This window comes from Marinobacter sp. ELB17 (assembly GCF_000169375.1).
Lineage (GTDB): Bacteria > Pseudomonadota > Gammaproteobacteria > Pseudomonadales > Oleiphilaceae > Marinobacter.
Window position 1 is genome coordinate 19237 of the sequence record NZ_AAXY01000017.1, and the last position, 25780, is coordinate 45016.

Here is a 25780-nt window from a genome sequence, read left to right on the forward strand (position 1 = left end):
GTCACATGTACGAGCGACGATTGGCCGGTTTGGATTCGGTCACGGTAATGGCCGGGAGACTGCGGATAGTGGGCAACGATCGCGACAATCGCGGCGTACAGATTGGGTCCAATCGACCAGACGTGGAGATCACTCACACGCGTATCGTCACACTCCACCGTACGTTTGATGTCCTGCACGATACTTGCCTGCTGTTTGTCGAGTAATACACTCGCCGTGGTCTGCACAGGAGTCGGTGCATTTAGCCAAGAGGTGATCCGGCAACTCCGGGAGCATCTCTTTGAGCAAACCGATTAATCGGTTGTTCGCCCATTTCTGTTTATACGCCAGTCCAAAATGATAGTTAAAGGCGGGCTTGAACGGCTTGATCAGTAGGTTATCGCGGGTTACCTGGTGGTCGTAGGCTGTGATGGGATTGATCAGGGTGATGCCGACACCGTTGGCGACCAGTGAGTAAATGGCAGCGATGTTGGCTTCGGTTTTACCGGCGATGTGAATGTTTTTCTGCGACAGTTCGAGCAGGAGCTGGTCGGCTGCCAGATTGGGCTGGTTGGGTATGACCAGATGCTGTCCTTTCAGATCTTCTATTGTGATCACACTGGCTTTGGCCAGGCTGTGGTTTTTAGGCATCAGACACACGGCTTCGGTTGAGATTAACTCATCAACCACCAGCGCCTGGCTGCTCACCGGAAGAGTCACAAATCCGACATCGAAATAACCCGCTTCAACCGCACGAATCACTTCCGGGCTGGGCATGATGTCCAGATAGACGTTGTATTTGGGGTTGTCACGCAGAATGCGGGCGATGATTTTGGGGACATAGGCAAAACCCAGAGCCGGTGCTGAGGCAATGCGTATGCGCGAAGCGCCAAATTCACGCAGTGCCACAATGCTGTGCTTCATGTTCTCCAGGTTGCTCAGCAAACCAAGAATCTCACTATAGAGCTCATCGGCCTCAGGCAGAACGATTAGCCGCTTCTTGTGCCGCATGAACAGCGGAATCCCAATATTTTCTTCTAATTGCGCCAGAGATCGACTGACGCCAGATTGGGTAATGCCCAAATCCCTGGCGGTCCTTGTGGCGGTGCCAGTCTCATACAGCGTTTTAAAAATGAGCAAAGACTTCAGAGAGTTAAGGTTTATATCGCTCATATTTTCTGGCCTCGAAGGATGATGGTTGCTTGAAAACATGAGTGTAAGTCATCAAGTAATGAATAAATATTATGCATTGAAATTAATTTGAAGCTGTTCTTTAATGAAAACAGAATTAAAAAACACCGATTTGTTTTCAAGAGTGGTTAGTGCCATGTCCAACAATGCTTTGTTTTACCTGACCAGTAATGACATGCCGCTTGTCAGCCATGCCGATGGCATTTATATCTGGGACACCACAGGTCGGCGTTACATCGATGCCTGCTCCGGTGCCATCACCTGCAATGTTGGCCACAACCACCCCACCGTAAAACGCGCCATGGTTGAGCAACTTGATAAGGTTGCTTTCAGCTATCGCACCCAGTTTGAAAGCCAGGTCGCGCTAGACCTGGCAAACCGCCTGGTCGGTCTGACCGACGGTGAGCTGGATAAAGTCTTCTTTGTCGGCAGTGGTTCAGAAGCGGTCGAGAGCGCTATCAAACTGGCGGTCCAGTATTTTGTTGCCAAAGGGCAGCCAGAGCGTTGCAAATTTGTGTCGCTGCGCCCTTCGTATCATGGCAGTACCATGGGCGCACTGGGGCTAACGGGATACGAACCCCTGGAGGCACCGTATCGCTCGATCACTATTAGCTCGGTCAAGGTGCCCTCGCCAGACTTGTATCGTTACCAGGAAGTCAGTGTTGAAGAACACATTGCATCGGTGCTGGAACAGACCGAAAGCGCCATTCTGGCCGCAGGCCCGGAGACAATTGCGGCCCTTGCGCTGGAGCCGGTTGGAGGTGCCAGCACCGGAGGGCGCATGGTCACCAAAGCGTATATGGAAGGGTTACGGGCTTTGTGTGATCGCTACGGTTTTCTGTTCATCATGGACGAAGTGCTCAGCGGCATGGGCCGCACCGGCGCCTGGTTTGCCTACCAGCATTTTGGTGTGGTGCCTGACATTCTGGCGCTGGCCAAAGGGCTCGGTTCTGGCTACTACCCCATAGCGGCCATGATGGCGCGTCAGGAGTTGGTCGACGAGGTGAGTCGCAGTGGCGGTTTCATGCACGGTCATACCTACGCCGGCAACCCTTTGGCTTGTGCCACGGGCCTTGCTGTCATTGGTGTGATGGACTCGGAACAGCTGGTCAACAATGCGGTAGAGCAGGGTGCCTATCTTCGTCAGCAACTCGATCAGCTCGCTCTCAAGTATGACCGTATTGGCAATGTGCGAGGCATCGGCTTGTTGCAGGGGGTGGAGCTGGTGCAGGACAAGGCCAGCAAGCAGCCATTTCCGGCATCGTTCAATGCCTTCGAAAAGCTCACCGCTCTGGCCAAGGTCCGCGGCCTGCTGATTTATCCGAGGCGTTGCCTGAATGGTCTGGAGGGGGATCATGTGTTGATTACGCCGCCTCTGACCGTCACCGCTGCGGACATTGACGACATAATCGCCTTGCTGGATGACAGCCTGGCCGCCTTCGAGCAGGTGTCGCTGAGGCAGGAGGTCTGTTCATGAAAAAAAACCAGACCCTGGAAAACGCCATCGCCGCCATCCCCTCAGGCGCTGTGGTCATGGTGGGTGGCTTTGGCAATCCGGGCACGCCTTTCAGCCTGATCAACGAGCTGGTGCGCCAGGGACAGACCGATCTGACGCTCATCAAGAACGATGCCAATGAACCTGGTCATGGTTTGAGCCGGCTGATAGAGAATGGCCAGGTGCGCAAGTTGATCACCACGCATATTGGCCTGAACAAAGGCGTGATTGATCTGATGAACCAGGGCGTACTCGAGGTCGAGTTTCATCCCCAGGGCATGCTGGCCGAAAAGATTCGCACTGCCGGTGCTGGCAGCTTCGGTTTCCTCACCGACATCGGCATTGATTCCGAGATTACCCGGCCAGAAGATCTACTCGAATGGCAAGGTCAGACCTACAAGGTCGAGATGGCGTTGCCGGCGGATTATGCGCTCATTCATGCCGCACAGGCGGACGGGCTCGGCAATTTGCTGTACCAGGGCTCGGCTATCAACTTCAGCCCCCTGATGGCCATGGCTGCAAACCATGTCATTGTCGAGACGCCGGATCTCGGCGTTCCGGGCCGATTCAAGCCAGAACAAGTGCATACGCCGGGTGCCTTTGTCGACAGCGTTGTACCGCTGGAATCACTCACCTCTGATTACGGGATTCTGGAACATCATGTCCGCCGCTGAACGCATTTTGAGCCGGGCGGTGAGTGAAATCATCCCGGGCAGCATTGTCAATCTGGGCATTGGTTTGCCAACGCAGGTTATCCATTACCTGCCGGATGACTTCGATGTACAGATCCATTCGGAGAACGGCATTCTCGGCGCCTGGAAGCAGAGTGCTCCCGAGGCAATGGATCCCTTCCTTATTGATGCCGCCGGCGCCTATGTTTCCCTTCGGGAAGGGGCCAGCCTGTTCGACAGTGCTGTTTCTTTTGCAATCATTCGTCGCGCCCGGCTGGATCTAACCATGATCGGCGCCTTCGAAGTCGACGCGCTCGGCAACCTTGCCAACTGGAAAATCCCGGGCAAGTTTTCGCCCGGGATTGGGGGTGCCATGGAACTGGCCCAAAAGACGAAACGCATCGTTGTGCTGACGACCCATACCGACAAACAGGGGCGACCCAAGATCCTTAAAAATTGCCGGCTGCCGCTGACGGCCAAAATCTGCGTCAACCGCATAATTTCCGACCTGGCGGTAATGGACGTCGCTGCGCAAGGCCTGGTGGTGCGTGAAAAGCTGGTCCAGATCAGTGACGCTGATTTGCAGGCCCAAACGGAAGCGGAGTTGACGTTTGCCACAAGGGGGGCCGAGTCATGAAGTTGAAAGTCGGTGTTGACGCGTTCGCGGATTTGCCAGCAGATCGACTGTCACAGATATCCGGTATTAACCGGGAGCAGATGGACGCTTTTGCCTGCCGTTCGCACCAGCGAGCACGCGAAGCGCAGCAACGGAGTTTCTTTATCGATGAAATACTGCCCATAACCGTGGCAGAGGGTGAGTCATTTGCACAAGATGTGTACACCCGGCCAGGCACTGGCCCAGCTATCATCGGCTTTCACTGAAAAATGGCGGTGCTCTGGCTATCGGACACCCGCTGGGTGCAATCGGTGTTCGTCTGGCCGGCACCTTGGCACGGTCGCTGCAAGTATCGCAAGGTCGTTACGGCGTCGCCGCTGCCTGCATTGGCGGCGGTCAGGGCATTGCCATGTTGATTGAGTGCGTCTGAGATGCACGGCCTGAGCGTGCGTTTGAAGACAAAAAGCAAGGAGAAACGGACAGGAGGTGACCATAGCAACAAGCAAGGTAGTCTAAACTATAAGCAATCTGGATGGATTAAAGCGATCAGTCCTGGCTCAACAGGTACGGTCATTAACCAGTGTGAAGAGGTGTGATGTACCGATGTGTGCATTGCTTTATAGAAAGGTCTGAACAGGAAGAAGAATATGAAGGCTCTTACTAAAAAGTTTTCTCAATCTCTGGCTGTCGCAGCAATAGTGGCAAGTGCAGCGGCCATGGTGGCCATGCCGACGCAGGCGCGTGAGCTGGATGAAATTCGTAACGACGTATTTCAGGTGGTCAACTCCGGTGCTTACCCTCCCTTCAGCTACGTCGACACCCAGGGCAACCTGGTTGGCCTTGATGTTGACATTGCCGAGGCCCTGGCTGCAAAGATGGGTGTAGAGGTTAACGTGCAGTCATCCCCCTGGAACGGCATCATCGCCGCCATGGTCGGTGGCCGTTTTGATGCCTGCATCTGCAGCATGAGCGACACAGAAGAACGCAGGAAGGCAATTGACTTTTCCGACTCCTACTACAGCGCTGGTCTGTCAGTTTGGGTGCAAGGCAGCACCGACGATATTAACAGCATCGACGACTTTGCTGGCAAGACTGTCGGTTCCACTCTGGGTGAAACCGGTAACCAGTGGGCGGTGGAAAATGGTGAAGGCAAATGGCGTAACCAGACCTTCCAGGGTCTGCCTAGCATGATGACTGGCCTGACCACAGGCCGCATCGATCTCATGATTGCCGATGACGTGCCCGTGCTGGTTGCCATGCAGGAAAACGCGCCCGACATCAAGATGATAGACGTTGGTGAATTGCCACGCTGGCCTGCCGCCATTTCCGTTCAGAAAAACAAGCCTGAACTGCTTGAGGCGCTGAACGTTGCCCTGGCAGAAATCAAGGCTGATGGTACTTACCAAGCCATTGTCGACAAGTGGATTGGCAAGGGCGCCAACATCGAGTAAAGGCTCAGCAAGGGGGGGGAGCCAGATGCAACCAATGCATCAGGGTTCACTCCTCACCTCATCCCCCGGGTCAACACGTTGGATGTTGTATCACCGACAATAGCAAAAAAGGTAAGACCATGGATTTCAACTTGATGGTCGAGGTCACGCCCCTGTTGATCGAGGCAGCCTGGGTCACGATCGATGTTTCTGCCCGTTCAATGTTCTTTGGATTCTTCGTCGCCTGTGGCCTGGTGTTCTTGCAGTCTTTTCGCTTTGCACCCATCCGCTGGTTTGCCCGAGGTTATATCAGCGTGGTTCGCGGGACACCCTATTTTGTTCAGTTGTTGCTGGTATTTTATGGCGGCCCCAGCATTGGCGTCAGGCTTGACCCCATCACGTGTGGTGTCTTCGTGGGCGCTTTCAATATTGGCGCCTATATGAGCGAAGCGATTCGCGGCTCCATAGAGTCCGTGGATAGTGGTCAGACCGAAGCCGCCAGATCCGTGGGATTTGGCAAGGTACAAACGATGGTGTCTATCGTGTTGCCGCAAGCCGCCCCACTGATGATTCGTTCAGTCGGGGTGTTGGCCATTGTACTGGTGAAAAACTCCTCTCTGGTTTCCATCATCTCCGTGGTTGAATTGACGTATCAGGCTCAGCGGTTGATTGGTTCGACCTACAAGCCGCTGGAGATTTTCACCCTCAGTGCGTTGATGTACATCGTCATTGTCTACGCGGTGATGGGCATCATCGAACTGGCCTATCGTCGCGCAACGCGTTACACAACCCAATAAAAGGACGCAGAGATGGAATTTGATTTCGGTCCAGTAATAACCTATTTCCCTACCTTGCTGAAAGGCCTTGGTGTCGGTTCTCTGGTGGCCGTCGCTGTTGCCTTTCTGTCGGTTGTGGGTGGGCTGGTGGTGGCCGTGATCTCCATTTATATCAATAAGGTCGTGAGCTGGCCATTGCGCTTCTTTATCTGGCTGTTCATGACGACGCCATTGCTGTTACAACTTTACTTTTTGTATTTTGGCCTCGGTGAATGGATTCTGATTCCCGCCATCCTGGTTGGCATTCTTGGGCTGGGTTTTCACTACATGGCTTACAATGCCGACATTTTTATTGCCACCATCAAGTCAGTGTCTGGCGGTCAGTATGAAGCTTCACGGTCGATAGGCTTTGGGCATGTCGCCACCATTTTCTACATCATTGTGCCACAGGCCTTTATTCGCGCAATCCCGCAACTGGGCAACAATATGATTTTAATGGTGAAAGATACGTCGGTCTTATCCGCCATTGGTGTGGCTGAGCTGGTGCATGCCTCCCAGTATGCAATCAGCGTAACGTTCCGGCCGTTCGAGTTTTTCATCGTTATCGCTTTGTTGTATTACGTAATCAATATCTTTATGGAGCTAGGCCAGGCCTGGCTGGAGCGGCAGACGGCCTATCGTCGCTAAACCCTAATCTTTGACAGCATAAAAGGCGGTAGAGCCCGTGAAAACTGAGCATCAAACCGACACTCCGATGGTCGAGATCCGCAATGTGCACAAGCGTTTTGGCGATCTGGAAGTTTTAAAAGGCATCGACCTGACGGTTAACCGCGGAAAGATCGTATCCATCATTGGTCCTTCCGGCTCTGGCAAGAGCACTCTGTTACGCTCGGTGAACCACCTGGAGGTGATTGACCAGGGTGAGATTCTTCTCGACGGCGTTCAGGTGAACCGGCCCGATATGAACGGCCTCGCATTTGAACGGCACATCAACCACATCCGCCAGAATATGGGCATGGTGTTTCAACACTTCAATCTGTTTCCTCATCTGTCCACGATCGACAATGTCACCCTGGGGCCACGCAAGCTGAAAGGCATGGATAAGAAAATTGCTCGGGAATTGGGTATGGAGTTGCTTGACCGGGTTGGCCTTGCCGAGAAAGCTGAGGTGTTTCCCAACCATTTGTCGGGCGGTCAAAAGCAACGGGTGGCGATTGCCCGGGCGCTGGCGATGCAGCCCAAGGTGATGTTGTTTGACGAGGCGACTTCAGCCCTGGATCCGGAGCTGGTCGAGGAAGTTAACCGGGTAATGCGCGGCCTGGCAGAAGAACATATGACCATGTTGATCGTGACACACGAGATGACATTTGCGCGCGATGTGTCGGACTGGACCATGTTTATGGACGGAGGGGTCGTTGTTGAAGAATGCGCCCCGGAGAAGCTGTTCAGCAATCCGGATCAGGAGCGCACGTGCAACTTCCTGCGCAAACACCTTGGCGATAATCACTAGGCGCTGCGCTGTGAAATATTTCTACCACGAGGCGCAATCGCTTCACGCGCCCAAGCATTTCTTTCTTCGCGGTCAACCTGCGCCTTCACCAGAGCAACCGGTGCGCTCCGAGCTCCTGAACGCAGCAATTAATGCCACGGCTGCCAGCCTGTTTCTGCTGCCACCGCTTACCGGGGACCCGCTCCTCCTGGAACGGCTTAAGCGCATTCATACCCCTCGCTATCTTACCTTCCTTGAGAGCGCGGTGGAGCGCTGGCGAGCCTTGCCCGGTGCATCCGATGTAGTTACTCCCAATGTACATCCTTGTGGCCATGCCCGGTTTTACCCACGTCACATAGTCGGGCAGGCAGGCTGGCACATGCATGATATGGCGTGCCCGATGGATGAAGGCAGTTATACCGGCATTCTCGCCAGTGCAACAACCGCCCAGGCAGCCGCCGATGCCGTGCTGCAAGGTGAGGTTGCGAGCTACGCTCTGTGTCGACCTCCGGGCCACCATGCCGGGCCGGAACGGGGAGGTGGCTTCTGTTTCCTGAACAACTCGGCTCTGGCAGCCACCGTATTGCGCGAGCGCTACGAGCGCGTAGCCATCGTTGATGTCGATGTACATCATGGCAACGGAACCCAGGACATCTTCTGGCAACGAAACGACGTCTGGACTGGGTCAGTGCACGTCGACCCTGCGGATTACTACCCTTTTTACTGGGGTGCGGCGGATGAAGTGGGGGAGGGTGACGGCAAGGGGTATAACCGCAATATACCTCTGCCACTTGGGACCAATGGCATTGAATTTTTACAGGCCTTGTCGCGTCTATTGTCAGCCCTTGCTGAATTCCAGCCTCAGGCCATCGTCATCGCACTCGGGCTCGATGCCCATAAAGATGACCCGCTGGCCGGGATGACGCTGGAAACCGAGGATTTTTACCGAATTGGCCAGCGCCTGGCTCAGGTCAAAGGCCCGAAAGTGATTGTTCAGGAGGGCGGTTATCCAACGGACAGCCTCGGTGATAATCTCACCGCCTTCTTGCAGGGCTTTCTTTGTGGTTAGCGCGGTGGAGCGGTCCAGCGTCATGCCGGTGTCGCGAGTGATTTACTCCAGGCATCGATCAACTCACGTTGATGCGGCTGCAACGCCTGATAGCCCCAGGCCGCAATTTCCGCATTTTGCGGGTCTGGCACCCGGGTATCACTGTCCGCCAGCGCAGCGATCGCCGCATGACCACATAACGGAGCATAGCCTTCCGAATAGCCACCCTCATGAACCATCACCAGGCGCCCATCGCAGACTTGCTCTGCCAGTTTTCGGATTTGTTCCGTCATTTCCGAAAACGCGCCACTGTTCAGCAACATTTTGCCCAGTGGATCCTTGGCGCAGGCATCGTAGCCGCAGGCAACAACAATCAGTTCAGGGCGAAAATCAGTCAGCGCAGGCAAGATCAAATGACTCATGGCATAGCGATACGCGCCAATGCCGCAACCTGGTGGCATTGGCGCATTAAGGTTACAGCCTAGCCCAGCTCCCTCACCCTGCTCTTCAAACGCTCCGGTATCCAACGGATAGTTACCGGCCTGATGGATCGACAGCGTGAACACATCGGGGTCATCGTAAAACGCACTCTGGGTACCGTTGCCATGATGCACATCCCAGTCGAGCACCGCGACGCGCCCAATTTGACCCAGTGCCCGCGCACGCTTTATCGCGACGGGAATATTGCCCAGCAGGCAAAAACCCCGCCCGCGATCAGACTCGGCATGATGCCCCGGAGGCCGGCAAAGTGCGTAGGCGCGGCGTCTTATACCCAGAGCTACATCCTCTACTGCGGCAATGGCCAGCCCCGCCGACTGTTTAGCCGCCGCCAGGCTGCCAGCGGTATAAGGTGCGCAATCGCCTCCGTCCCCGCCACCCTGAAGGTCGCCTTTTTCAAGTTCGTCCAGGTAACGCCCGGTATGGAAATACTCGAGATCCTCACGAGTGGCAGGCGGCGGTTTGACAACCACCAGCTCATCGATCAGCCCCGACACTTCCAAAAGGTTCTTGAGCCGACGTTTACTCTCTGGGCTTTCCGAAGCAGGTTGAGGCTGTAGGAAAGCGCCCGCGGACGAAAACACACCAATGGCCCCAGGATCGTGCCAGAAACAGCGCTCATGCCAGTAAAATCCCGTCGTGTGAATCGCATCACCAGTAGCGGTTCGAGTCATTTCGCATCCTGTTGCTGATAGGTGAGCGCACGTTTTCCCGCAGGATCACTTTTCAGTTCGAAAAAAAGCCATTTCACCGCGATTTGGGCGTAGTCGCCGGGCACGATGTCCTGAGCATCTCACTGCAATAGCCCTTTTACGTAACACAGAATGTTATGGTACCTGTCGACCAAAAAACAATCGACGAACTTTTTTAAACGGACTTTATCAACGGTTTTACCCAAAACCTTCAACTTTCAACTGGAGAATATTATGACGATTAAATACCTCGGGTCTGGTGCCCGGATGAGCCAAATCACAGTCCATTCGGGAACCGTTTATACCGCCGGGCAGGTCGCCAGCGATGCTACCGCTGATGCCGCTGGCCAGACACAGCAAATACTGAAAGGACTTGATCGCCTGCTGGCAGAAGCAGGCACTGATAAGTCCCATTTGCTATCCGCCTCTATCTGGGTGGCCGACATGGCTGACTTTGCTGACATGAACAGCGCCTGGGACAACTGGGTGACACCAGGTCGCACTCCCGTCAGGGTCTGTGTGGAGGCGCGTCTCGCCAAGCCTGAATGGAAAGTGGAAATCATGGTTATCGCGGCGCTACCGGAGTAATTCTATGCACGTTATCTCTGCAGAGGCAGTCGCGAGCTCACTGCCGTGGCTACCGCTGATCGACAGGATTGGACAGGCATTCCGGGAAGGTGTCGAGGCGCCGCCTCGCCATCATCATGCGATCCAGCGAGATGATGGCGAGGCAACCATGCTACTGATGCCCGCATGGGAACCGGGCCGCTCCAGTGGCGACGCCATCACCGTTTTTAAATCGGTCGGTGCATCGCTGGAAGATCTGGCCGCCGCCATTGAGGTCTGGCAACGTCTTAAATAGTTTGACCTCTGGCGACAGACGAATGGGCATTGATTGGCCGTATCGAGGACGTCGCCGAGCACACCACGCAGCCCTTTCTATTCCCGCATCCCGAGCACGCGTTGCAAGCGGGAATTATGAAGGTGATGAACTGTCATCAGGCAGAACCTCCACCCGCGCCAGAAATTCGCCTATATTCTCGAACGCCTCCTCCGCCTCCGGTAACAGTGGCGTAAACATGTGCCACACATGAACCATGTCGGGCCAGGTTTTTATTTCCACTGGCGAGCCGGCCTGTTGCGCCTTTGCTACATACCGTTGGGCGTTTTCGTGCAGTAGCTCCGATTCGCTGACGTGGATCAGCGTTGGCGGCAGACTGTGGAGTTTTCCCCGCAGGGGTGATGCCATTGGGCTGGTGGGCAATATGCGAATGCCAAAAACCGTTCCCCACCACAACAGCGGTGAGGGTATGCGCGCCAGCTTCTCAACGGCGGGTCCCAGCATTACGTCGGTTTTCAGGTTGGCTCGCTTGCTGAGTGACGTGAGCATGAGTTCGGTGGAGGGTGACAGGGCAATCGCGGCATTCGGTGGTGGCAGATTCTGGTCTCGTGTCCAGGCAATCAGGCCCAAGGTGTGACTGCCGCCGGCGGAATCCCCGGCGATAACTACGAAATCGGCCGCAGCTTTCCGGTCCGGGCCGTTATCGAGTATCCAGCGGTAAGCTTGCTGGCAGTCGACAATGCCGTCCAGATAGCGGTTTTCCGGCATTAATCGGTAATCAACGGCGAACACGCAGGCGTGGGCCAACCTAGACAAACGATCAGTGATTGCGCGATGACTTTTGGGGCTGCCGGCAATCCAGGATCCGCCGTGAATGTAGAGAATCCGGCGGTTGGGATCTGATCCGGGTGCAATCACCCACTCCCCATTGGGCTGGCCCTCTTTAGTGGGGCGGATATCCGAGACCAGTTCCAGCCCGTCGTTCATGCTATCCATGTAGCGCCGCAGGGCCTCTATCCGAGCCCGGCCGCGCAGGCCTTCAGACGCAGCGTGCATTCCCTGTACTTTTTCAAGCACTTGCTGCCGGGCATCACTTTGCGGCGGGTGGGTGGTCGTTCCGCTATCAGTCCCGGCATCGTGTTTTTGGCGCACAATAAACACCACTGCAGTCGCCAGTGCGACCATCACCAGACCAAACCACATCATTACCAACCAGGCGACTCCGAAAATCATCTTTAAACCCCTGCGTAGTTTTAAAACAGCTCGTTTGTGAGCCGCCATGTTAGTTTACTCATGGTTCTTACACTGATCTGTCAAGCTATGATCGCTCTAGCTTTGATCCTTCTAGTTTTATTACTCTAGCATGGCTCGATCCAGCGTCTATAATTCTGGTTTCAGAGTGTAAAAGTCCATGAAATGCATCACTAAAAAATAATCAGGGTGGGGGTATTTCGAGAAAATACGTTGACCCATGAAACCGTCAAACAGCGCCCGGGCGAATGATTTATGGCCTATTTTAACAAACACTACCACAGCCCAGGCACAGCACCTGGAACCCTGGTGGCCATTCAGAAACTGGTAACGCCGGTTACCATAAAGCTGATCGATTACACGGAGTCCTCGGTTGAGGAGCATCAACTTGCTTCAGCGCGCGATTGTCGGCCATTTCTGGATCGGGAGAGCAAAACCTGGATTCAGGTAAACGGGCATATCGATCCAGATGCCCTTCGAGATTTTGGTGAACTGTTTGACCTTCATGACCTGGCGCTGGAGGACATCATCAACAGTGGCCAACGCCCCAAAATCGAACTTTATGACGACCAGATTTTCATCATCGCGACACTGCCTGTTTACGATGGCCAGAATTTAGAGCTGGTTCAGGTTAGCCTGTTTGTTGGAAAGAACTATTTGATCTGCTTTTGCCCTCTGGCGAATGACCCTTTTGAGCCGGTCCGCAAGCGAATGCGGCAACCCAACAACCACCGCTTCGCTGACCGCGGAATCGATTATCTGCTGTACGCGCTGATGGATTTTATTATTGATGCCGGTTTTCCGGTACTGGAACAATTCGGCGGCCAGCTTGAAGCGCTTGAGGAGGAGTTGCTGGAACGCCCGAGTCAGAAAACGCTGGCGTCATTGCATGAGCTTAAGCGCGAACTGCTGACCTTACGCCGGGTGCTCTGGCCTCAGCGGGAACTGGTCACGACGCTCATGCGCGGCGATGACGAGCTGATTCTGGCAAACACCCTGGTGTATTTCCGGGACTGTTACGACCACAGCATTCAGATTATCGAATTATTGGAAAGCTTTCGCGATATGGCGACCAGTATGCTGGATATCTACCTGTCCAGTATCAGCCAGCGCACCAATGAGACGATGCGGGTGTTGACGATTATCGCAACCATCTTCATCCCGCTGACGTTTGTAGTGGGTGTTTACGGTATGAATTTTGACCATCCGGGCAGCCCCTGGTCTATGCCGGAACTGGGCTGGTATTACGGTTACCCGATGGTCTGGGGCTTCATGATGCTAACGGTTTTGGGGTTGCTCTGGTTCTTCAAACGCCGGCACTGGATATAGCCGCCTGGGTTGGTTCTCACTTGCTATAAATACCCTTCACGGAGCCCGCTTCGGTGACCGTTCTGTTGTTTTTTGATTGCAGCCAACAGGTTGAATACGGCGTCTTCCACGTTGCCATTGTTCTCGATGACAAGGCAGTCTGAAGGGAGCTGCTGTTCCAGCTCCTGGGCACGGCGAATTCGCGCGTCGATCTGGTCAGCGCATTCTCGGCCGCGCATTACCAGGCGCTGTTGCAGCCGGTCCGGGTCGACACGGATCAGTACCGGAACAAGCGTGTCGCCATAATGCAACCGAGCCTCATCGAGATAGCCGCGAGATCCATTCACCAGTACCTGGCCACCGCGAGCAAGCCACTGGTCGATCTCGCGGCCGATTCCGTAGCGGAAACCATTAGCTGACCAGTGCATGGCAAAGGCATCTATGGCTACCCGTTGCTCGAACTCGGTGTCTGAAAGCCAGACATGGCACTCGGTGCCGCCATCCGCCTTTCGGGTTATATAGCGGTGGGCCACAAGTGGCCTCATGTCATCGGTAGAGCCTCTCCGACAGCCTCGCAGCAGCGTGTCCTTGCCCGCGCCTGACGCCCCCATAATGTAAAACAGGCGTCCCAACCTGGCCGCGAGCGGCTGTTTATTGTTTGATTCTGGCACCTTTCGCTCCTCATTAGGGTCTCAATACACGCGTTTTCCGCTTCGCCAGACGTTTTGAATCACCGGCAGCTGATTTCTGGGTTCCACCAGCACCAGGTCCGCCCGTTTACCGCGTTCGATCACGCCGCGGTCATGGAGGTTGGCGCAGCGCGCGGGGGTGGACGTGACGGTGGCGATGGCCCGAGCCATGTCATAGTCGTTGTCTTCCATGCTGGCCAGGCGAAATGCCGCGTGCAGCATGCTGGCGGGATAATAGTCCGACGACAGTATATCGAGCACCCCGGCGGAGGCCAGCTCGGCCGCTGCAATGTTGCCTGAGTGAGAGCCTCCCCGCACAATATTGGGCGCACCCATCAATACCCGCAACCCTTGGTCATGGGAGGCTTTAGCCGCTTCCCAGGTGGTGGGAAATTCCGCAATACGCATACCCAATGCTGCTGACTCTGCAACGTGGTCGAGGGTCGCGTCATCATGGCTGGCCAGCGGGATGCCTCTGGCCTGGCAGACGGCGACTATGGCTTTGCGGTTTCGGTCGCTGTGCAGCAGAGCGGATTCCTTGCGCTTGTGCGTGAAGGCGTCCATTTCAGCATTGTTGAGGTTGTGCTTGCCCTGGTAATACTGCCGGTACTTGTCTTCCCGGACGAATTGACGCTGTCCTGGTGTGTGGTCCATGACCGAGACAAGCTGGAGCAGGGGATGATCAACCAGCTCTTCAAACAGTTGCAAAGTTTCGCCAAAACTGACTTCGCAGCGCAGGTGTAGCAGGTGATCGGCCCGCAACATGCCCGCATCACGTGTTTCCGACAGAGCGTCGATGAGGGTCCTGAGGTGGGTCAGGCGGCTGCTGTCATCAACAATATCACCGACGGACAACGCGTCGAATACCGTGGTTATGCCAGACGATACGATATGGGCGTCGTGGGTGAGCACGGCCGGATGGCTGGGCCAGATAACGCCCGGCCGTGGCGAAAAGTGCTTTTCAAGATTGTCCGTATGCAGCTCCACCAGTCCCGGAATCAGGTAGGCTCCTTGGCAATCCTGGGCTTTGGCTGCCCGGGTGTTGCCCCGATCTATAGCACTGATCAAACCATTCCGGACTTTGAGTGTGCCGGTAAATACTTCGGTTTCAGTCACAATGCGGGCGTTGGTGAGCAGTAGCTCACTGTTTTCAAGCTGCGGCCGTTCCAGTGTCAGGTCCATGGCGCTCATGCGGCTTCCTCTTTTGCGGGGCTGGTCAGGGGTATTCGGCGGTCGGCCAGCTGGTCGCGTAGCCCGGCGTCGTGGAAGATTCCTACAATAGCCGCGCCGCGTTCCCGGGCCTGCTGGATAAGCGACACCACGACAGCGCAGTTGTCTGCGTCCAAAGAAGCCGTGGGTTCGTCCAGCAAAAGGATCGGGTAATTAACCACAAAGCCCCGGGCGATATTGACCCGCTGCTGTTCGCCGCCGGAAAAGGTCGAGGGAGCCAGGTGCCAAAGCGTCTTGGGTATGTTTAGCTGGCGCAGCAATCCGGAGGCTTTTTCGCGACAGGTCTCCCGGTCTACGCCCAGGGCCCTTAGCGGTTCCATCACCACTTCGAGGGTTGATACCCGGGGAATAACCCGCAGGAACTGGCTGACATAGCCCAGGGTTTGGCGCCGGATGTTCAGAATCTGCCTGGGTGTTGCTGTGACCAGGTCGGTAAGCTCGCCCTGGTGCCGAACATGAAGTTGACCGGACTGAGGCTTATAGTTGGCGTAAAGCGAACGCAAAAGGGTACTTTTTCCAGACCCCGAGCGCCCGTCCAGCACGACGCATTCGCCAGCGTTCACGTCAAAGGACACATCCGTGAGGACAGGGTAGGAAACACCGCCCTGATTGTGCAGGGTGAATCGTTTGTTCAGGTCGGTAACCTCGATCATGACCGTCATTGCAGTTCTCCAGTTCGATCACAGTGCGGTGTCACGGGGTCAACACCGAAGACACGAGCAACTGACTGTAAGGGTGTTGTGGGTCATCCAGTATCTGGTCGGTAAGGCCCTGCTCAACCACTTTGCCGCCACGCATCACCATGAGCCGGTGGGATAACAATCGGGCGACAGCAAGGTCATGTGTTACCAGCACAACAGACAGGCCCAGGTCTACCACCAGGTTACGCAGCATATCCAGCAGGCGGGCCTGAACCGAGACATCCAGCCCGCCTGTGGGCTCATCCATGAACACCAGTCGCGGCTGGGTGACCAGATTGCGGGCAATCTGAAGGCGCTGCTGCATGCCTCCGGAAAAGGTGCGAGGCAGGTCATCAATACGGGCGGTATCGATTTCCACTTCTCGCAGCCAGGCTTCCCCTGTTGAACGCAGGGTGCCGTAATGACGTTCACCGATGGCCATCAAGCGCTCACCAATATTGGCGCCGGCGCTCACGCCCATCCTCAGGCCATCCCGGGGATGCTGGTGGACAATTCCCCAGTCGGTGCGCAGCAAAAGCCGGCGCTGGCTTTCGGTAATGTCGTAGATGTCGAGTTTGTCGCCCTGTTTCCCTGTGTACTCAATCTGTCCGGAGTCTGGTGTCAGCATTCCAGAGAGGCATTGCAGCAGCGTGGTTTTGCCGGAGCCGGACTCGCCCACTATTCCCAGTACTTCGCCGGGCCAGAGTTCAAAGTCGACGCCATCCACGCCTTTGCCAGGGGCGTAAAGTTTGCGCAGATCGTTCACCTTCAGCAAAGGTTCAGCCAAGCCTTCTTCTGTCATGGCCATTGCCGCGTTAGTCATACAGCCTCCTGACGGGCGCCGGTCTCGAAGCGCTGGTTGCAATAGTCGGTGTCCGAACAGATGAAAATGCGCCCGCCCTCATCGTCGGTCACCACTTCATCCAGGAAGGAATGGTCCGACCCGCAAAACTCGCAGGTCTGGTCCCAACCCTGGATCTCAAAGGGGTGATCCTCGAAATCGAGACTTTCAACACGGGTGAACGGCGGGATGGCGTAGATGCGTTTCTCCCGGCCAGCGCCGAACAGTTGCAATGCGGGGCTGCCGTGCATTTTGGGATTGTCGAATTTGGGGATGGGCGAAGGGTCCATCACATAGTGGCCGTTGACCTTGACCGGGTAGGCATAGGTGGTGGCGATGTGGCCGAAGCGGGCAATGTCCTCATACAGCTTGACGTGCATCACCCCGTATTCCTGCAGTGCGTGCATTTTCCGGGTCTCGGTTTCCCGCGGTTCGATGAACCGCAGAGGCTCGGGAATAGGTACCTGATAGACCAGTATCTGGCCGTGAGAAAGCGGTGTTTCGGGTATCCGGTGACGGGTCTGGATAACACTTGCCGCCAAAGTTGACTCGGTCGTAGCAACGCCGGCTGTGCGGGCAAAAAAACGCCTGATGCTGACCGCATTGGTGGTGTCGTCTGCGCCTTGGTCGATCACTTTGAGAACGTCATCCTGACCGATAATAGTGGCCGTGACCTGCATGCCACCGGTGCCCCAGCCATAGGGCAACGGCATCTCGCGTCCGCCGAAAGGTACCTGGTACCCGGGCACCGCCACGGCTTTCAGCAGGCATCGGCGAATCATCCGTTTGGTCTGCTCGTCCAGGTAGGCGAAGTTATAGCCGTTGCTGTCACTCTCGGTGTCAGAATTGTGGTTAGAAGCTGCGCTGGTCATGCCTGTTTCACCTCACGGTGTTGTTCGTTGTCCATGCTCGGCTCATCTTGGTTGCCGGGTTTGGATGTGGTGTTCGCTTTTGGGTCCTGGCGGCCTGATGTGCGTTGTTCAAACTCTTTCCGGAGCCGTCGCAGCAGTACCAGCTCAGACTGAAAATCAACGTAGTGCGGTAGCTTCAGATGAGACACGAAACCCGAGGAGTCGAGGTTGTCGCAGTGGGCGAGAACAAACTCTTCGTCTTGCGCCGGCGAGACCACGTCCTCACCCAGCTCCCGCGCCCGCAGCGCGCGATCCACCAGCGCCATCGCCAGTGCCTTGCGCTCGGAATTGCCAAATGCCAAGCCGTAGCCGCGGGTGAAGCGTGGCGCCTCGGTGGCGGTGCCGATAAACTGGTTGATCATGTCGCATTCGCTAACCTGAATGTCACCGACAATAACGGCAAAGCCCAGTTCTTCCGGCGCGATTTCCACCGCCACTTCGCCCTGGCGAATTTCCCCTGCAAACGGGTGATTGCGGCCGTAACCGCGCTGGGTAGAGTAGGCGAGTGCCAGCAGGAATCCCTCGTCGCCGCGAGCCAGGGCTTGTAGGCGCAGGTCGCGGCCAGCGGGATAGTCCAGTGGTTGGCGGGTAAGGTCGGCCGGCGCCGAATCGTCGGGTTGAAGGTCACCGCTATTGGCCAGTGGGCTTTCAATCAGTCCCTCGCTGTTGAGGAAATCCAGTACCCGCGGGCAGTCTTCCACCGTTTCGTCGGAGGGCTGCGTGGAAGGAAGCGTAGAGGGTGACGAATTGCCCCGCTCACCATTGGCCAACAACGTAAAATCCAGCAATCGATGGGTGTAATCGTAGGTGGGGCCTAACACTTGGCCTCCAGGCAGATCCTTGTAGGCAGCGGAAATCCGGCGCTGAATAGCCATGGTGTTGGTTTCCATCGGCAGAGACGCGAGGAAACGCGGCAGGGTCGTGCGATAGGCCCGTAGAAGAAAAATAGCCTCAATAGCATCGCCGCTGGCCTGCTTGAGCGCCAGTGCTGCAAGTTCCGGGTCGTAAAGAGAACCTTCGGCCATGACCCGGTCTACCGCGAGTCCCATCTGTTGGCGAATCTGGGCAACACTCAGTTCCGGTATCGAGGTGTCACCGCGGCGGGTTTCGTCGAGCCAGCTGTGGGCCTGATCGATGGCTTTTTCGCCGCCTTTGACAGCTACGTACATGCTATATCTCCACTCGAGTGGTGCGTGGCAAACCCATCAGGGCCGTTCCGGCGGTGAACATAAGGTCAACGCCACAAGGAAATTGACGGCAATTATCGGCCAGCATGCCAGGCCAGCGCGGGTCCAGGCCGGCGATGCCGACCTTGCGTATGCCATCAATCCCCGGGCCACGCAGAGTCCAGGTGCTGGCGGCATCCAGGCTTTCCACCTGCACGATCACGGTGGTGGAGCGATCTGGGTATTCATGGCTGCCTTGGGCAAAATGGGTCAGATCGCCGTCGAAATCGGGCGAGATCAGGGCAAACTCTGCCTGGCCCGGTTCGTCCACAAGGCGACAACCACAATGAAAACGCAGCGCGCTCACCAGGGCATCGGTTCTTAAGGCCGGCGCAATCCACAAGGGTGTTTCCGCGTCTAGAAGTGTCAGGCAAAGTTGGTATGACGCACTGTGCGCGCCTTCAGGCGCTGGGCTTTCAGGCACGTTTTGCACGGTTCCGGGCTCAGAGAGCGCGGTGAGCGCGCGACGAAACACCTGTTGCGACTGATGCACCGGATCGTCAAACCCGGCACAAAGCCCGGCCAGTGAGAATGCCGTTGAGGTTGCCGGTGAGAGTGCCGGTGAGAATGTTGTCGACAGCGCCTGCATGGCGAATAGGTGAGTTTCGTTGGTCGCGGTCATCGGCTAGCTCCCTCTTACCATGGTCATGAAGTTCACTTTGGTTGTGGCGGCTTTGCGGGAGACTTCTTCACGGCGAGCCAGCCACTGCTCATGCAACGGCTGTATCAATGCAGGGCCGTGCTCATTGCAGTTTTCGCACATCAGGCCGTCGAACAGTGCCGCCAGTTCAGCGTGGCGCCGACTGCGGCCACGGACATAGCCAAAGCCCTGTGTATTGCCATCCAGCTCCACCACACATCGGGTAAGCGTGATTTCGCCGAGATTAAAGGGCGAGCCGGTGCCTCCGGTGCGGCCCCGCACCATGGCCATGCCAATTTCCGGTTTACGCAGGTGGCGAAATGTCGGTTGCAGTGGCAGGTTCTGCCAGTAAGCCTCCAAGTCACTCAGGTCGGCTCTTGCCAATACCGACATCCAGTATTGACGATCGGCGACCTCCGACGTGGAATCCTTAGTTTGTGAAAAGCTCTGCGAAAAGGCCTGCGCGTGGGTCATGGGCCGTTTTCTCCTGTAAGTGGGCCAGTTATCTAGATAAAGCGTTTGCGGACCCACTGAGACGTGATATCCAGTGAGGTCACGACGAGAATAATGATGATCATCACCGCGCAGGTTTGAGCAAACTGGAAGCCGCGCATGCTTTCCCAGAGAATCACGCCGATGCCCCCGGCACCCACCATGCCCACGACTGTGGCGGAGCGGACATTGGATTCGAATCGGTACAGTGAATAGGAAATCCACAACGGCAAAACCTGCGGGATAACGCCATAAATAATTTCCTGCAGACCACTGGCTCCGGTGGCTCGCACACCTTCTACCGGCCCTGGGTCAATGGCCTCTACGGCTTCGGAAAACAGTTTTGCCAGCACCCCGGTGGTGTGGATGAATAACGCCATGACCCCGGCGAACGGTCCTAGCCCTACAGCGACCACAAACAGCATGGCAAACACCATCTCGTTGATGGCGCGGAACGAATCCATCAAGCGGCGAACCGGCTGGCAGACCCACCAGGGCACGAGATTTTCCGAGGACATGATTCCGAAAGGGATGGCCAGAATAACGGCCAATACGGTGCCCCAGATCGCAATCTGTACGGTGGTGACCATCTCGCTGACATAGAGCGGCCAATAGTGAAAATCGGGCGGGAAAAAATCGGCTGCGAACACAGCCATGTTGTTACCGTCGGCAATCAGAGCCGCCGGGTTCATCTCGGCGCCCTCCCAGGCCCAGATCAGGACAGCGCCGGTGATGCCCCAGCCCAGCAAGGCCGCCCAGTTCCGTGAAAGCAGGTTGTTTTGGCCTTCGGGAAGATGTGAGTGTGTTGATGCGCTATGCATGAAAGCTGCCTGTCGCTTTTACGTCTGGAGTTACCGGGGTCGTCTCCGGCGCGAAAAGGGCTGGCGTTATAAGCCAGCCCCGGGGTTTATCAGTTAGACTCTTCGCGGGCAGCGTCCAGTGCTGCAAGCCGACGATCCAGGCCGGCCAGTTGGGCTGCGATGTCCGCCAGCTTTTCGGTCTTTTCCTGTGCTGAGTAACGGCTGTCGTTCTCGATGACCGCTTTTTGCTTGAACATTTCGAGCTGACGAATGGGAATCAACTGGTCATTGCTGGAAGCACGGAAGGGTGCCCATTGGAGAGCAGCCAGGATTTTCAATTCTTTTTCGTCGCCGGTAGTGCCGTAGCCCATCAGGAAGTCGTAGACTTTCTGTTTGGTTTCCGCAGACAGATTTTTGCGCCAGACCAGTGGGTCAGACGGAATCAGCGGTGATTTCCAGATTACTTTGAGGTCGTCTGCTTTTTCCGGAAAAGTGAGTTGCAACCGTGCCATGCTCTCGGTATTGAAGGTGGCCACGTCTACCTGTTTGTTAGCCACAGCCATGGCGTTGGTTTCATGGCCGGCATTTAGCGTGCGTTTGAAGGCTTTTTTGGGATCGATGCCGTTTTTGGCGAAAATGTAGTAGCTGGGCACCAGGAAACCGGAGGTAGAGTTGGGATCGCCATTACCAAACGTAAGGTCTTTGGCGTTGGCGAGCACATCCTCGACCGTATTCAGATTGGTACTGTCTTTGTGAACAATCATCAGGCTCCAGTAGCCGGGTGAGCCGTCCGCTGCCACGGTCTGAACCACAACTTCACCACCGGCACGGTCGACAGCTTCCATCGCCGACTTGTTGCCGTACCAGGCGATGTCAACCTTGTCGAAGCGCATACCCTGGATGATGCCGGCATAATCCGGGGCGAAGAAACCTTTCACTTCCATGTCCAGCTTTGCCGACATGTCCTCAAGGAAAGGTTCCCAAACGTTTTTTAGATTGCTGGACGATTCGGTCGAAATGATGCCGAAGTTAAGAGTCTTCTGTTCTTCTGCCTGCAAGCCGGCTGCGCCTACTGTGACTGCGGCCGCCAGGGTCATGCGGCCTATCCATTGTTTTAACATAAGTGTTTCCTGTGGTTTTGAGTGTGAGTGAACATACGGGACAGTTTTCCGGTCAGCCGGTGGCTGCCAGGGCAAACGCTTTGGCGGGTGTGGGGTTTTTTTTGTTCTTGACAGGTTCGCCATCAATGTCGAAAGAGGTGGTGCCGTAAATACTGGCCAGCACCGCGGGAGTCAGATTCGCAGATGGGCCGTCATACACTATTTCGCCAGCCTTCAGTGCTACGGCTCGGTGGCAGAATTCGCGGGCATAATCGACTTGATGAAGTGTGACCACAACGGTGCGACCGTCTTGATCATTAATATCGGCAAGAATTTCCATAACACGGCGGGCCGATTCAGGATCCAGCGACGCGATGGGCTCGTCAGCAAGAATCACTTCGGCTTTCTGAGTGAGTGTGCGGGCGATGGCAACCCGTTGCTGCTGGCCACCTGACAGTAAGGATGCGCGCTGGGTCGCCCAGAGATCCATTCCGACGCGGTTCAAGCATTTTAGGGCCAAGGCTTTTTCTTCGGTGTTGAATAAACCGAGGCATCCACGCCACCCGGGCACGCGGCCTAGAGTGCCGGTGAGCACATTGGTTATTACCTTCATGCGGCCGACAAGGTTGAACTGCTGAAAGATATAGCCTATTCGCGCTCGCGTTTTTCGGATGTCCGGTGACAGCCGACCTTGGCATTGCACGAGTTGTCCCAGTACGCGAATTTCGCCGCTGTCTACATCGCTGCAGCTCAGCCCGGCGAGGTGGCGAAGGAGGGTGGATTTGCCAGAACCGGAGGGGCCGATAAGGGCTACCATCTCGCCGGATTCAATAGAAAGATTGATGTTCTTGAGGGCTTTATCCGCGCGTTTGTTGTTGCCAAACGTCTTTGATAAACCTTTAACCTGAATGTCGGGACCCATAGATCGCCTACCCTGTCGCGTTTTTAACGTGTATAGGTAGTTTCTCTGGCGGCTGTGACGATTCGATGTCGTTTAGATGACAGTTTATTGAAGGTTTTAAGACGGGAGTGTGAAATCTACCCAATCCCCGTCCCGGGCAACGCTTATACGATTCGGCAAGGCCGGGTTCGTACTCTGGCGCCAGTTATCCAGCTCGTGGCTAATGTGGATGAGCCATGCCCGAGCCGGATCTACGGCTTGAATGCAATCCAGAGCCAGGGTCCAGTCGTTATGGCCTTTCGGCTGACCAGACGGCGGGAATGTGCAGTCTATTGCCAGTCCATCAGGCTTTATTGTTTGTAAAAAATGTTGGGTGTCATCGGGTAGGCCACGAGTATCGGTCAGATAGGCAAACGTGGGGCCACCGGTAACTTCGAAGACGTAGCCGAAGGTCGGCTTCGAGTGGAGCAATGGCACAGGTGTGACCTTTAACCCTCCGATTTCAAATGCAGAGAATGCTTTTTGAGGGTTGAAATCCAATATGCCAGGATGGCGGAACAGATCGGCGCAGCCGTCAGGGTCAGGCGGAATAAAGACGGGGATACTCGGCCCCTTGCCCCAGCGCAGATGAAACAGCCCCTGAACATGATCAGGGTGAAAATGCGTCAGCACAATGGCATCCAGATCGCCGGGAGCGAAGCGTTTGTGCAGGTCCATCAGGCCGCCATCAATCAGAATGCGGATGGTTCCTGATTCGATAAGGGCAGAGCAGGGCTCGCGCGCCAAGGCCGCGTTCGTTTTGGCGACGGAACAGGCCGCGCAACAACAACCGTAAAGTGGCACACCACCGGCAGCGCCCGTTCCTAAAAAAGTTATCCGCATCAGGTGCTCCCAGAAGGGGTTGGGTCCAGACCGGCCTTAGGGTTTGCCAAACACTGGAATGAGCGTTGAGGATAACCCTTCATAGTGAAACAGATGTGACAGCCAGAAATCGGCGTTTTTTTTCACTGTTGCTCAACACCCTTCACAGAGGCCACTTCGGCGCTCAGAGGCGCTCGACGGAACGCCTTGAGCATGAAAGGGCGGAAGCTTGCCATGCTGGGGCCATCCTGATTCAAGTCTGGTTTTGCTCCCAGTTGAAAGCCGGGCAACCCACCGCCGCTGCTTCCGGTCGCCAGGAACGGCGCAAGTAATTCCGGATTGCCGCTGATCACGTGAACAATAACGTCCCGGCTGGCGCCTTCGCCGGTCACCAGCGGTGCCGGCTGGTGATCGCCTAACAGCACCAGCAGGGTATTCTCATCCACATGGCGCGTTGCATAGCCTGTTGCCACGTTCAGCGCGTAATCGATAGCAAGGGCGTAGTGTTCACGAACTCGCTCAGGCTCCAGCCACAGGCTGGCAGGTGTTTCGCCGGCGCCTTCCCACTGGTTGAATGCTGTGCCGTTGCCAACACTGTCCCAATCGTCCAGCACTGGTAAAATAGGCACCCAGGGAGCATGGCTGCTGATCAGAGCCACTTCTGCAAACATCGGCCCAACGGTTTGTTCACGAACGCTGCGCTGAAACCAGGACCAAGTGTACTGATCCGGCATGGTCACCCAGTTAAACGGAGGCCCCTGGTAATCCATGGTGGTGGATTCGTAAATACGGTTGTAGCCAAATGCCTGGCCTTCTGGCCAGTCTTGGGTAATAGCCGGCATCACCGCGACTGTATCGTGGCCGGTTACCGCCATATCGTCTATCAGTGTGGGGTAATCGCTGGCTAGCAAAATCTCGTAGTCCAGCTGGGTATCAATCCACTGGCCGCTTAGCATCGTGGCGTGCGCCAGCCAGGATTGCCCGCCTTGCACCGGTGAACCCAAGCGTCCAGACACCATGTGCAGGCCCGCTGCGCTAACGGCGGCTTCCATTTTGTCGAGGCGGGAGCCGATAAGGTGCTTAAAGCGGTCGTCTGTGAGGCTGGAGATGCCGTAGGATTCGATAAACCCAAAAATCACATCGGTATTGGCCAGGCCGGGCAGTGCCACAGGCTCTCCGGCCGCCGGATCGTTCGCCAAACTCTGGCTGAACTCTGCCGTTGATCGACGGGTGTCGATAGCCAGCAGTATCTGGTTAGTTGCCAGCTGCGCAGCGCTAAGGCTCACCACCGACTGGGGCGCAAACGACACCGCCACCAGCAACAACCCGGTGGCAAAAGCCGCTTTACCAAAACCGGAGTGCAGGCCTCCGGCAAGGCGGCTTAGCAGTTTGCTTACCCACAATGCCAAGCCGCAAAACGCTAGCAATAAAACCAGCAGTATCAGCAATGAAAGGCCGGTGCCGAGGTTACTTAGCATCAGGTCGACCACAGAGCCGACCACTCCCAGCTCCAGATAAAGGTTGAGTCCCCGCCCGAGACTTTGGCGAACCAGCAGATCGCTCAGCGTAAATAACGCCAACACGGCGTATAGCGTACCTACCACGCCGGCCAGCACTCGGGTAAATACGGAAGGCGATAATAGACTAAACACTGCACATACCATTAGCGCCTCGGCGGCAACCCAGGGAATCCATGGGTAACGCGGCAACAGTAACGCCAACAACAGAGCATTAAACAGCAACAACGTGAGCGCAAAACGTTTCAAAAGGGGACTTCCTTTAAGAGAGGGCGCCCGCCGGTGGGATACCCTATTTTGATACCGATAAAAAAACAGATACGCATGGGGCGGGGTTTTCGGATTGCTAGGCGTGCAAAATGTCGCTCAAGTATTTAGCAGCATGACTCGTAGCCATTAGCCGGCTGTACGATACTGTAAAATGAGACCTACAATTTCATGATCACTTTTCGTCGATGCTAGAGAATCATTCAGAGATGTTCTTTGGGGCAAGTGAATGTTGAATTTAGAACGTAAAATACTTTCTACTTCGCCATCAACGGCTGGGTCAAAGTCTTTTCCAACATAAACACGAATGCGCTGATAAATAAATTCTTTATTGGCCATT

At 55.7% G+C, this 25780-nt stretch carries 29 protein-coding genes and 1 pseudogene; 13 read left to right on the forward strand and 17 right to left on the reverse strand.

Going from position 1 to position 25780, the window contains the following annotated elements:
• Positions 1-147: 147 nt before the first annotated feature.
• Positions 148-1152 carry a LysR family transcriptional regulator gene (locus tag MELB17_RS16085; protein WP_007351361.1) on the reverse strand — a complete coding sequence of 335 codons (1005 nt, stop codon included), beginning with the start codon at positions 1150-1152 and terminating at the stop codon, positions 148-150.
• Between the two features lie 154 nt (positions 1153-1306).
• Between MELB17_RS16085 and MELB17_RS16090 the strand changes: the two genes are divergently transcribed.
• The 10 genes and pseudogenes from MELB17_RS16090 (at position 1307) to MELB17_RS16130 (ending at position 8716) form a co-directional block, all read left to right on the forward strand.
• Positions 1307-2647 carry an aspartate aminotransferase family protein gene (locus MELB17_RS16090; RefSeq protein WP_007351363.1) on the forward strand — a complete coding sequence of 447 codons (1341 nt, stop codon included), beginning with the start codon at positions 1307-1309 and terminating at the stop codon, positions 2645-2647.
• Positions 2644-3339 (forward strand): CoA transferase subunit A, encoded by a 696-nt coding sequence (locus MELB17_RS16095; RefSeq protein WP_007351364.1) that lies wholly within the window; start codon positions 2644-2646, stop codon positions 3337-3339. Before MELB17_RS16090 ends, MELB17_RS16095 begins: the two co-directional genes overlap by 4 nt.
• Entirely contained in the window at positions 3326-3973 is a 648-nt protein-coding gene (locus MELB17_RS16100; protein WP_007351365.1) for a 3-oxoacid CoA-transferase subunit B, read from the forward strand. Before MELB17_RS16095 ends, MELB17_RS16100 begins: the two co-directional genes overlap by 14 nt.
• Positions 3970-4218 carry an acetyl-CoA acetyltransferase gene (locus tag MELB17_RS16105; RefSeq protein ID WP_007351366.1) on the forward strand — a complete coding sequence of 83 codons (249 nt, stop codon included), beginning with the start codon at positions 3970-3972 and terminating at the stop codon, positions 4216-4218. Before MELB17_RS16100 ends, MELB17_RS16105 begins: the two co-directional genes overlap by 4 nt.
• A 2-nt stretch (positions 4219-4220) precedes the next feature.
• Positions 4221-4382: pseudogene (locus MELB17_RS23960) on the forward strand (acetyl-CoA C-acyltransferase); the annotation flags it as partial.
• A gap of 217 nt (positions 4383-4599) precedes the next feature.
• Positions 4600-5403, forward strand: a complete 804-nt coding sequence (locus MELB17_RS16110) for a transporter substrate-binding domain-containing protein (protein ID WP_007351367.1) — start codon at positions 4600-4602, stop codon at positions 5401-5403.
• Positions 5404-5522: 119 nt separating this feature from the next.
• Positions 5523-6179, forward strand: a complete 657-nt coding sequence (locus tag MELB17_RS16115; RefSeq protein ID WP_007351368.1) for an amino acid ABC transporter permease — start codon at positions 5523-5525, stop codon at positions 6177-6179.
• A 12-nt stretch (positions 6180-6191) separates the two neighbouring features.
• Positions 6192-6845, forward strand: coding sequence for an amino acid ABC transporter permease (locus MELB17_RS16120; protein ID WP_007351369.1), 654 nt, complete (start codon positions 6192-6194; stop codon positions 6843-6845).
• A 67-nt stretch (positions 6846-6912) separates the two neighbouring features.
• On the forward strand, positions 6913-7668 hold the full coding sequence (locus MELB17_RS16125) for an amino acid ABC transporter ATP-binding protein (protein ID WP_036185169.1): 756 nt from the start codon (positions 6913-6915) through the stop codon (positions 7666-7668).
• A gap of 10 nt (positions 7669-7678) precedes the next feature.
• Complete coding sequence (locus MELB17_RS16130; RefSeq protein ID WP_036185149.1) at positions 7679-8716, forward strand: histone deacetylase family protein; 1038 nt, start codon at positions 7679-7681, stop codon at positions 8714-8716.
• Positions 8717-8736: 20 nt separating this feature from the next.
• Here the strand turns inward: MELB17_RS16130 and MELB17_RS16135 are convergent, their stop codons facing one another.
• Complete coding sequence (locus MELB17_RS16135; protein ID WP_007351373.1) at positions 8737-9867, reverse strand: class II histone deacetylase; 1131 nt, start codon at positions 9865-9867, stop codon at positions 8737-8739.
• 252 nt (positions 9868-10119) lie between these two features.
• On the opposite strand from MELB17_RS16135, the gene MELB17_RS16140 reads away from it, so the two are divergent.
• Together MELB17_RS16140 and MELB17_RS24675 are read left to right on the forward strand one after the other, a co-directional pair.
• On the forward strand, positions 10120-10473 hold the full coding sequence (locus MELB17_RS16140; RefSeq protein ID WP_036185152.1) for a RidA family protein: 354 nt from the start codon (positions 10120-10122) through the stop codon (positions 10471-10473).
• A 4-nt stretch (positions 10474-10477) separates the two neighbouring features.
• Positions 10478-10747 (forward strand): ornithine cyclodeaminase, encoded by a 270-nt coding sequence (locus MELB17_RS24675; RefSeq protein ID WP_007351376.1) that lies wholly within the window; start codon positions 10478-10480, stop codon positions 10745-10747.
• 114 nt (positions 10748-10861) lie between these two features.
• Here the strand turns inward: MELB17_RS24675 and MELB17_RS16150 are convergent, their stop codons facing one another.
• Complete coding sequence (locus tag MELB17_RS16150) at positions 10862-11959, reverse strand: alpha/beta hydrolase (protein ID WP_007351377.1); 1098 nt, start codon at positions 11957-11959, stop codon at positions 10862-10864.
• A gap of 273 nt (positions 11960-12232) precedes the next feature.
• On the opposite strand from MELB17_RS16150, the gene corA reads away from it, so the two are divergent.
• Positions 12233-13306, forward strand: coding sequence for a magnesium/cobalt transporter CorA (gene corA / locus MELB17_RS16155; protein ID WP_007351378.1), 1074 nt, complete (start codon positions 12233-12235; stop codon positions 13304-13306).
• Positions 13307-13329: 23 nt separating this feature from the next.
• Here corA and phnN read toward each other — a convergent pair whose 3' ends face one another.
• The 14 genes from phnN to MELB17_RS16225 form a co-directional block, all read right to left on the reverse strand.
• Complete coding sequence (phnN, locus tag MELB17_RS16160; RefSeq protein ID WP_007351379.1) at positions 13330-13956, reverse strand: ribose 1,5-bisphosphokinase; 627 nt, start codon at positions 13954-13956, stop codon at positions 13330-13332.
• A gap of 21 nt (positions 13957-13977) precedes the next feature.
• Entirely contained in the window at positions 13978-15165 is a 1188-nt protein-coding gene (locus MELB17_RS16165) for an alpha-D-ribose 1-methylphosphonate 5-triphosphate diphosphatase (RefSeq protein ID WP_007351380.1), read from the reverse strand.
• Complete coding sequence (phnL, locus tag MELB17_RS16170) at positions 15162-15866, reverse strand: phosphonate C-P lyase system protein PhnL (RefSeq protein ID WP_007351381.1); 705 nt, start codon at positions 15864-15866, stop codon at positions 15162-15164. The genes MELB17_RS16165 and phnL overlap by 4 nt, the downstream gene beginning before the upstream one ends.
• 31 nt (positions 15867-15897) lie before the next feature.
• On the reverse strand, positions 15898-16707 hold the full coding sequence (gene phnK / locus MELB17_RS16175) for a phosphonate C-P lyase system protein PhnK (protein WP_007351382.1): 810 nt from the start codon (positions 16705-16707) through the stop codon (positions 15898-15900).
• The gene (locus tag MELB17_RS16180) at positions 16704-17597 is read right to left on the reverse strand and encodes an alpha-D-ribose 1-methylphosphonate 5-phosphate C-P-lyase PhnJ (RefSeq protein ID WP_007351383.1); all 894 of its coding nucleotides are present in this window, start codon (positions 17595-17597) and stop codon (positions 16704-16706) included. The genes phnK and MELB17_RS16180 overlap by 4 nt, the downstream gene beginning before the upstream one ends.
• Entirely contained in the window at positions 17594-18805 is a 1212-nt protein-coding gene (locus tag MELB17_RS16185; protein ID WP_007351384.1) for a carbon-phosphorus lyase complex subunit PhnI, read from the reverse strand. Before MELB17_RS16185 ends, MELB17_RS16180 begins: the two co-directional genes overlap by 4 nt.
• Position 18806: 1 nt before the next feature.
• On the reverse strand, positions 18807-19484 hold the full coding sequence (gene phnH, locus MELB17_RS16190) for a phosphonate C-P lyase system protein PhnH (protein ID WP_007351385.1): 678 nt from the start codon (positions 19482-19484) through the stop codon (positions 18807-18809).
• A gap of 3 nt (positions 19485-19487) precedes the next feature.
• Complete coding sequence (phnG, locus tag MELB17_RS16195) at positions 19488-19976, reverse strand: phosphonate C-P lyase system protein PhnG (protein ID WP_007351386.1); 489 nt, start codon at positions 19974-19976, stop codon at positions 19488-19490.
• A gap of 32 nt (positions 19977-20008) precedes the next feature.
• The gene (gene phnE / locus MELB17_RS16200) at positions 20009-20815 is read right to left on the reverse strand and encodes a phosphonate ABC transporter, permease protein PhnE (RefSeq protein ID WP_007351387.1); all 807 of its coding nucleotides are present in this window, start codon (positions 20813-20815) and stop codon (positions 20009-20011) included.
• An 89-nt stretch (positions 20816-20904) separates the two neighbouring features.
• The gene (gene phnD, locus MELB17_RS16205) at positions 20905-21915 is read right to left on the reverse strand and encodes a phosphonate ABC transporter substrate-binding protein (RefSeq protein ID WP_007351388.1); all 1011 of its coding nucleotides are present in this window, start codon (positions 21913-21915) and stop codon (positions 20905-20907) included.
• 52 nt (positions 21916-21967) lie between these two features.
• Positions 21968-22816: a phosphonate ABC transporter ATP-binding protein gene (gene phnC / locus MELB17_RS16210; RefSeq protein ID WP_007351389.1), complete on the reverse strand. Its 849-nt coding sequence runs from the start codon at positions 22814-22816 to the stop codon at positions 21968-21970.
• A 96-nt stretch (positions 22817-22912) separates the two neighbouring features.
• Complete coding sequence (gene phnP, locus MELB17_RS16215; protein ID WP_007351390.1) at positions 22913-23677, reverse strand: phosphonate metabolism protein PhnP; 765 nt, start codon at positions 23675-23677, stop codon at positions 22913-22915.
• A gap of 122 nt (positions 23678-23799) precedes the next feature.
• Positions 23800-25422, reverse strand: a complete 1623-nt coding sequence (locus MELB17_RS16220) for a hypothetical protein (protein WP_007351391.1) — start codon at positions 25420-25422, stop codon at positions 23800-23802.
• A 147-nt stretch (positions 25423-25569) separates the two neighbouring features.
• On the reverse strand, positions 25570-25779 hold the full coding sequence (locus MELB17_RS16225; protein WP_007351392.1) for a hypothetical protein: 210 nt from the start codon (positions 25777-25779) through the stop codon (positions 25570-25572).
• Position 25780 lies beyond the last annotated feature (1 nt).

Bases quoted from the DNA above. Each gene is read 5' to 3' on its own strand.
- MELB17_RS16085 (WP_007351361.1), bottom strand. From the start codon at position 1,152: ATGAGCGATATAAACCTTAACTCTCTGAAGTCTTTGCTCATTTTTAAA.
- MELB17_RS16090 (WP_007351363.1), top strand. From the start codon at position 1,307: ATGTCCAACAATGCTTTGTTTTACCTGACCAGTAATGACATGCCGCTT.
- MELB17_RS16095 (WP_007351364.1), top strand. From the start codon at position 2,644: ATGAAAAAAAACCAGACCCTGGAAAACGCCATCGCCGCCATCCCCTCA.
- MELB17_RS16100 (WP_007351365.1), top strand. From the start codon at position 3,326: ATGTCCGCCGCTGAACGCATTTTGAGCCGGGCGGTGAGTGAAATCATC.
- MELB17_RS16105 (WP_007351366.1), top strand. From the start codon at position 3,970: ATGAAGTTGAAAGTCGGTGTTGACGCGTTCGCGGATTTGCCAGCAGAT.
- MELB17_RS16110 (WP_007351367.1), top strand. From the start codon at position 4,600: ATGAAGGCTCTTACTAAAAAGTTTTCTCAATCTCTGGCTGTCGCAGCA.
- MELB17_RS16115 (WP_007351368.1), top strand. From the start codon at position 5,523: ATGGATTTCAACTTGATGGTCGAGGTCACGCCCCTGTTGATCGAGGCA.
- MELB17_RS16120 (WP_007351369.1), top strand. From the start codon at position 6,192: ATGGAATTTGATTTCGGTCCAGTAATAACCTATTTCCCTACCTTGCTG.
- MELB17_RS16125 (WP_036185169.1), top strand. From the start codon at position 6,913: ATGGTCGAGATCCGCAATGTGCACAAGCGTTTTGGCGATCTGGAAGTT.
- MELB17_RS16135 (WP_007351373.1), bottom strand. From the start codon at position 9,867: ATGACTCGAACCGCTACTGGTGATGCGATTCACACGACGGGATTTTAC.
- MELB17_RS16140 (WP_036185152.1), top strand. From the start codon at position 10,120: ATGACGATTAAATACCTCGGGTCTGGTGCCCGGATGAGCCAAATCACA.
- MELB17_RS24675 (WP_007351376.1), top strand. From the start codon at position 10,478: ATGCACGTTATCTCTGCAGAGGCAGTCGCGAGCTCACTGCCGTGGCTA.
- MELB17_RS16150 (WP_007351377.1), bottom strand. From the start codon at position 11,959: ATGATTTTCGGAGTCGCCTGGTTGGTAATGATGTGGTTTGGTCTGGTG.
- corA (WP_007351378.1), top strand. From the start codon at position 12,233: ATGGCCTATTTTAACAAACACTACCACAGCCCAGGCACAGCACCTGGA.
- MELB17_RS16165 (WP_007351380.1), bottom strand. From the start codon at position 15,165: ATGAGCGCCATGGACCTGACACTGGAACGGCCGCAGCTTGAAAACAGT.
- phnL (WP_007351381.1), bottom strand. From the start codon at position 15,866: ATGACGGTCATGATCGAGGTTACCGACCTGAACAAACGATTCACCCTG.
- phnK (WP_007351382.1), bottom strand. From the start codon at position 16,707: ATGACTAACGCGGCAATGGCCATGACAGAAGAAGGCTTGGCTGAACCT.
- MELB17_RS16180 (WP_007351383.1), bottom strand. From the start codon at position 17,597: ATGACCAGCGCAGCTTCTAACCACAATTCTGACACCGAGAGTGACAGC.
- MELB17_RS16185 (WP_007351384.1), bottom strand. From the start codon at position 18,805: ATGTACGTAGCTGTCAAAGGCGGCGAAAAAGCCATCGATCAGGCCCAC.
- phnH (WP_007351385.1), bottom strand. From the start codon at position 19,484: ATGACCGCGACCAACGAAACTCACCTATTCGCCATGCAGGCGCTGTCG.
- phnG (WP_007351386.1), bottom strand. From the start codon at position 19,976: ATGACCCACGCGCAGGCCTTTTCGCAGAGCTTTTCACAAACTAAGGAT.
- phnE (WP_007351387.1), bottom strand. From the start codon at position 20,815: ATGCATAGCGCATCAACACACTCACATCTTCCCGAAGGCCAAAACAAC.
- phnD (WP_007351388.1), bottom strand. From the start codon at position 21,915: ATGTTAAAACAATGGATAGGCCGCATGACCCTGGCGGCCGCAGTCACA.
- phnC (WP_007351389.1), bottom strand. From the start codon at position 22,816: ATGGGTCCCGACATTCAGGTTAAAGGTTTATCAAAGACGTTTGGCAAC.
- phnP (WP_007351390.1), bottom strand. From the start codon at position 23,677: ATGCGGATAACTTTTTTAGGAACGGGCGCTGCCGGTGGTGTGCCACTT.
- MELB17_RS16225 (WP_007351392.1), bottom strand. From the start codon at position 25,779: ATGGCCAATAAAGAATTTATTTATCAGCGCATTCGTGTTTATGTTGGA.